Here is a 5,336-nt window from a genome sequence, read left to right as displayed (position 1 = left end):
GTTTGGCCCTGTTCCGCCCTTGAGTCGGGGCCAAACGCCCGCTCACAACGACCGGCGGGGAGGGCGGCCGTGACCGGGCGGGCCTGCAGCAGCCAGACGGCGCCGTCGTCGTCCACCGCCCACTCCACGTCCTGCGGGCCGCCGAGCAGGCGCGCGACCCGTTCGCCCAGCGCGACGACGCGCAGTACCGTCGCGTCGTCGAGGCAGGGCCGGCCCCGGTCGGCGGCGGGGACCTCGCTGGTCGTGACCTCGGCGGGGGAGCGGTCCACCCGGGTGCGCTTGGTCCCCGTGCGCCGCTCGACGACGCGCCCGGCGGCGACCGTCCACCGGTCCGGGTCGACGGCGCCCTGCACCACGCTCTCGCCCAGCCCCCACGAGGCCTCGACCGTCGTGCGTCCGCCGCCCGTCAACGGTGCGCCCGTGAACAGCACGCCCGCCGCGCGGGCGTCGACCAGGCGCTGGACGACGACGGCCACCGCGACGCCGGCCGCTGCACAGGCCCCTCCCGTCGCCGCCCGGTACGCGGTGGCCCGCGGACCGGCCGCCGACGCGCGGCAGGAGGCGACGGCCCGCACGACGTCGCCCGCGCCGACCGCGCCGAGCACCGTCTCGTACTGGCCGGCCGCCGACGCGTGCGTGCCGTCCTCGTCCGCCGCCGACGACCGCACCGCCACGGGCTCGTGCCGCCCGAGGCCGTCGAGCCCGCCGTCGACGGCGGCGCGCAGGTCGGGGCCCTCGAGCGAGGCGGGGACGACGAAGCCGTCCGGCACCGGCAGGCCGGCGCGGCGCAGCCGGCCGAGGGTCGCGGCCTTGCCGCCGTGCGCGGGCGCTGCGCCGTCGAGCGGGATCGTCCCGGGCATCGCCCACCTCCGTGCGTCGTCGAACAGGAGTCGTGCGGTCGGCTGGGGCGCTAGGCGTCCGGGTCCGCCGGGCCGCGCCCGCGCCGCGCCTGCCGGCGGGCCGTGCGCTCCTCGGCGAGCACGCGGGCGCGGGCCTGCACGTGGCCGGAGTACGGGTCCAGGCCCGCGAGGGTCGCGGCGCCCAGGCCGGTGGGCAGCCACCACGAGACCGCCCTCCGCGCGGTGAGGCGGGCGTCCGTCGTGACGCCCGAGGCGCCGACGGGCCGCACGACGTCCGCCGCCAGCCGCTGCCACGGGGCGAGGTCGAGCGGCGCCAGCTCTCGGCGGTGCCTGCGCCGAGCCCGTCGCAGGCGTGCCCGCGCGCCCGTGAAGGCGGCCTCCGTGCTGCTGGTCTTGTCCTCGCCGTCGTCCCGCGCCTGCGCCGCGGCGACGTCGTCGAGCGCCCGGTCCACGATCCGGTCGACCGCGGCCCGGAAGGCGGGGGCCCGGTCGAGGAGGCGGCGCTCCTCGGCCGCCCAGGCCTCCACGGGGGTTCGCCTGTCGCGCGCCACGGGCCGGTCCTTCCTCGGGGTTCAACATTGCGTTGACAACGGTTCGTTGATGGTGCACGGTCGCGGGATGGAACGCAAGCCCCGCCCGGACGACCGCGCCACCGGTCGTGCCGCGGACCACGAGGTCGACCAGGGTGCCGCCGACGCGGAGGCGCGTGCCCGGCGCACGCTGCTCGCCCTCGGCGCGGACCGGCTGGCCGCGCGGCCGTGGCAGCCGGCCGGCGTGCCGCCGTCGGCGACGGACCTGGTGCGGCACTATCTGTGGCGCTCGGCGGGCGGCGGGCTGACCCCCGAGGAGGACGCCGCCGGGGCGCTCGCGGCCCTCGCGCTGGTGCCCGCCGCGCGGGCCGAGGCGGGGCAGCTCGAGACGGCGGCCCTGTTCGCCGCGCGCGCCGCCGGTCACACGTGGGCCCGGATGGCGGGGGCGATGGGGCTGGGCTCGCCGCAGGCGGTGCAGCAGCGGCTCGACCGCCTCGTCTCGCGGTCGGGTGGGGCAGGCTCCGGCGGGGCGGGCGGCGACGGCGGGGCCGCGGCGTGAGCCGGCCGTCCGACCCGGAGCTCCTCGTCCTGCACGCCGTGCGCGTGCGGGGTGCCGCGGACGACGCCGCCGTGGCGGAGCGCGCCGGGCTCCCCGCCGACGTCGCGCGCGACCTCCTCCTGGACCTGGAGGCGTTCGGGTGCGTCACCTGGTCCGAGTTCGCGGGGACGGGCGCCTGGTCGCTCACCGAGCGCGGGCGGGCGGAGGGGGAGCGCCGCCTCGCGGCGGAGCTCGCCGCCGACCCGACCGGGCGCGCGGACGCCGTCGTGCGCGCGGCGCTCCCGGCCTTCGACCCGCTCAACTCCCGGCTGCTGCAGGCCTGCACGGACTGGCAGCTGCGGCCCGGCGACGGCGGGCGGCTGGACGTCAACGACCACCGCGACGCCGCCTGGGACGCGCGCGCGCTCGACGAGCTGGCGGCCGTCGTCGCCGAGGTGCGCCCCCTGCTCGCCGGGCTGGCGACGGAGCTCGACCGGTTCGGCGGCTACGCCGGCAGGCTCGACGACGCGCTCGCGGCGGCCCGCGCCGGCGACGGCTCACGCGTGGCCGGCATCGGCGGCGCGTCCGTCCACGGGGTGTGGATGGAGCTGCACGAGGACCTGCTCGCGACGGCGGGTGTTCCGCGGGGAGCGTGAACCGGCCCCGCCTCAGACCGTGGCGACCTCGTGCAGGGACGCGGCGAGCGGGGCGATCTCGGGGATGTCCTCGGCGCGGGTGAGCGCGTCCTCGAGGGCGCGGTCGTGGGTGGGCCGGGCGGCCTCGAGGAGCTTGCGGCCGGCGGGCGTGAGCTCGGTGTAGATGCCGCGGCGGTCGTCGGCGCACAGGATGCGCGTGAGCAGGCCGCGGTCCTCGAGGCGCGTGACGAGGCGCGTCGTGGCGCTGCTGGACAGGGCGGCGGCGCGGGCGAGCTGCTGCATGCGCATGTGCCAGCCGTCCTGGCGGCTCAGCGCGTCGAGCACGGTGAACTCCACCACGGAGAGCTGGTGCTCCTTCTGCAGCGCGCGCTCCAGGTCCGTCTCGATCAGCCCGTGCAGCGCGGCGAGCGTGCGCCAGCCGCGCGCGCGGATCTCGACGGCGTCGTCGGCGATACCCATGTCGGCCTCCTCGGGGGCCTCGTGCGGGCCCGTCGTCCGGATCACAGCATAGCGCCTTGCGCGCATATAGCGCGTGTGCAACTATCTAGAACGTTGCGCGTGCAACTACTGCACACGCAACGTTCCCGTTCCCGATCCTGGAGGCCTCGGATGCCTGCCGCGCTGTACGCCCTCGCCCTCGGGGGCTTCGGCATCGGACTCACCGAGTTCGTCATCATGGGCCTGCTGCCGGAGGTGGCCGCCGACTTCGGCGTCACCGAGACGGTGGCCGGCTACCTCATCTCCGGCTACGCCCTGTCCGTCGCCGTCGGCGGCATCGCCCTCACCGCGGCCCTCTCCCGGGTGCCGCGCAAGCGGGCGCTCATGCTCCTGATGGTGCTGTTCATCGCCGGCAACCTGCTGTCCGCCGTCGCGCCCAGCTACGGGATGACGATGGTCGGCCGGGTCGTCGCGGCCCTGTGCCACGGCGCCTTCTTCGGCATCGGGGCGGTCGTCGCGGCTGACCTCGTGCCCGCGAACCGCCGCGCCGCCGCCATCTCCGTGATGTTCGCCGGCCTCACCATCGCCAACGTGGCCGGCGTGCCGCTGGGCACGTTCCTCGGCCAGGCGGCCGGGTGGCGGGCCACCTTCTGGGCCATCACCGTGATCGGCGTGATCGGCCTGGTCGGCATCGCCGTGCTCGTGCCCGCGACGTCGCACCGCTCCACCGGCTCCGTGCTGTCGGAGTTCCGCATCTTCCGCGACCGCCAGGTGTGGCTGTCCATGGCCGTCACCGTGCTCGGCTACGGCGGCATGTTCGGCGCGTTCAGCTACATCGCGTTCACGCTCACCGAGGTCAGCGGCTTCAGCGCCGCCGCCGTCCCGTGGCTGCTCGTCGTCTTCGGCGTCGGCCTCTTCGCCGGCAACGTGCTGGGCGGCCGCGCCGCCGACCGCAACCTCGTCAAGGCGCTCGTCACGGTCATCTCCGTGCTCGCCGCCGTCCTCGTGCTCTTCGCGCTCACCGCGCAGAGCAAGGTCGCGACCGTCGTGGCGCTGCTCCTCATGGGCGGCTTCGGCTTCGCCACGGTGCCCGGGCTGCAGGCCCGCATCATGCAGTACGCCGAGGCCGCGCCCACGCTCGGCTCCGGCGCCAACATCGCCGCGTTCAACGTCGGGAACGCGTTCGGCGCCTGGGCCGCGGGTCTCGCCCTCGCCGCGGGCCTCGGCTACACCTCGCCCCTGTGGGTCGGCGCGGCCGTCACGGTCGCCGGGCTCGGCGTCCTGCTGGTCGCCGTCCGCTCCCGCGGCGGCGAGCTCGCCCGGCCCCGCGGCACAGCGCACGAGCACGAGCTCGCGCCGTCCGCCGTCTAACCCACCCCGAACCTCAGTACCGCACCACCGGAAGGACCCATCTCATGACCGCGAACGTCCCCACCGTCACCCTCTCCGACGGCCGCACCATGCCCCAGCTCGGCTTCGGCGTCTTCCAGGTGCCCGACGCCGAGACGACGGCCGCCGTCGCCGCCGCGCTCGACGCCGGCTACCGCAGCATCGACACCGCCGCCGTCTACGGCAACGAGCGCGGCGTCGGCCGTGCCCTGGCCGAGTCGGGCGTCGCCCGCGACGAGCTGTTCGTCACCACCAAGCTGTGGGTGGACAGGCTGGGCCGCGCCGCCGCCCGCGAGGGCCTCGAGGAGAGCCTGGAGAAGCTGGGCCTCGACCACGTGGACCTGTACCTGATCCACTGGCCGACCCCCGCCACGGACGACTACCTCGACGCCTGGCAGGGCCTGGAGGACCTCCGCGACGCCGGCCTCGCCCGCTCGATCGGCGTGTCCAACTTCCTGCCCGAGCACCTCGACCGCGTCGCCGCCCTCGGCGGCAGCACCCCGGTCGTGAACCAGGTGGAGCTGCACCCGGCGCTGCAGAACCGCGAGACCGTCACGGCGAACGCCCGCCACGGCGCCGTCACCGAGGCGTGGAGCCCGCTGGCGCAGGGTGCCGTCCTGGGCGACGCACCGGTCGTCGACGCCGCCCGCGCGCACGGCGTGACGCCGGCCCAGGTGGTGCTGCGCTGGCACCTGCAGCAGGGCCGCGTCGTCATCCCCAAGTCCGTGACGCCGGCACGCATCGCCGCGAACCTCGACGTCTTCAGGTTCGACCTCACCGACGCCGAGCTCGCCGCCATCGACGGGCTGGAGCGCGACGGCCGCACCGGCCCGCACCCGGCCGCGTTCAACGGCTGACCCGGGGTCCGAGGCAGTGTTGTGAGCGGGCGTTTGGCCCCGTTTCCCTAGGGAATCGGGGCCAAACG

The 5,336-nt window shown here is 76.4% G+C and carries 7 protein-coding genes; 4 read left to right on the top strand and 3 right to left on the bottom strand.

Annotated features, from left to right (window positions below; all coding sequences use genetic code 11):
• Positions 1-860: PEP/pyruvate-binding domain-containing protein (locus ACFWDO_RS21020; RefSeq protein WP_380326517.1), on the bottom strand; the 860-nt coding region annotated here is incomplete at its 3' end.
• A 50-nt stretch (positions 861-910) separates the two neighbouring features.
• Positions 911-1,411, bottom strand: a complete 501-nt coding sequence (locus tag ACFWDO_RS21015; RefSeq protein ID WP_380326514.1) for a hypothetical protein — start codon at positions 1,409-1,411, stop codon at positions 911-913.
• A 67-nt stretch (positions 1,412-1,478) separates the two neighbouring features.
• On the opposite strand from ACFWDO_RS21015, the gene ACFWDO_RS21010 reads away from it, so the two are divergent.
• Both ACFWDO_RS21010 and ACFWDO_RS21005 read left to right on the top strand, forming a co-directional pair.
• The gene (locus ACFWDO_RS21010) at positions 1,479-1,949 is read left to right on the top strand and encodes a DNA-binding protein (protein ID WP_380326511.1); all 471 of its coding nucleotides are present in this window, start codon (positions 1,479-1,481) and stop codon (positions 1,947-1,949) included.
• A complete protein-coding gene (locus tag ACFWDO_RS21005) occupies positions 1,946-2,584 on the top strand; it encodes a transcriptional regulator (RefSeq protein WP_380326508.1) in 639 nt (212 codons plus the stop codon). Before ACFWDO_RS21010 ends, ACFWDO_RS21005 begins: the two co-directional genes overlap by 4 nt.
• 12 nt (positions 2,585-2,596) lie before the next feature.
• Here the strand turns inward: ACFWDO_RS21005 and ACFWDO_RS21000 are convergent, their stop codons facing one another.
• Positions 2,597-3,043, bottom strand: a complete 447-nt coding sequence (locus ACFWDO_RS21000) for a MarR family winged helix-turn-helix transcriptional regulator (protein ID WP_380326539.1) — start codon at positions 3,041-3,043, stop codon at positions 2,597-2,599.
• Between the two features lie 150 nt (positions 3,044-3,193).
• Between ACFWDO_RS21000 and ACFWDO_RS20995 the strand changes: the two genes are divergently transcribed.
• Entirely contained in the window at positions 3,194-4,393 is a 1,200-nt protein-coding gene (locus ACFWDO_RS20995; RefSeq protein ID WP_380326505.1) for an MFS transporter, read from the top strand.
• 44 nt (positions 4,394-4,437) lie between these two features.
• On the top strand, positions 4,438-5,268 hold the full coding sequence (locus tag ACFWDO_RS20990; RefSeq protein WP_380326502.1) for an aldo/keto reductase: 831 nt from the start codon (positions 4,438-4,440) through the stop codon (positions 5,266-5,268).
• Positions 5,269-5,336: the final 68 nt, after the last annotated feature.

This window comes from Isoptericola sp. NPDC060185 (genome assembly GCF_042728595.1).
Classification (GTDB): domain Bacteria; phylum Actinomycetota; class Actinomycetes; order Actinomycetales; family Cellulomonadaceae; genus Isoptericola.
This window is presented reverse-complemented; position numbering and strand designations above follow the sequence as displayed.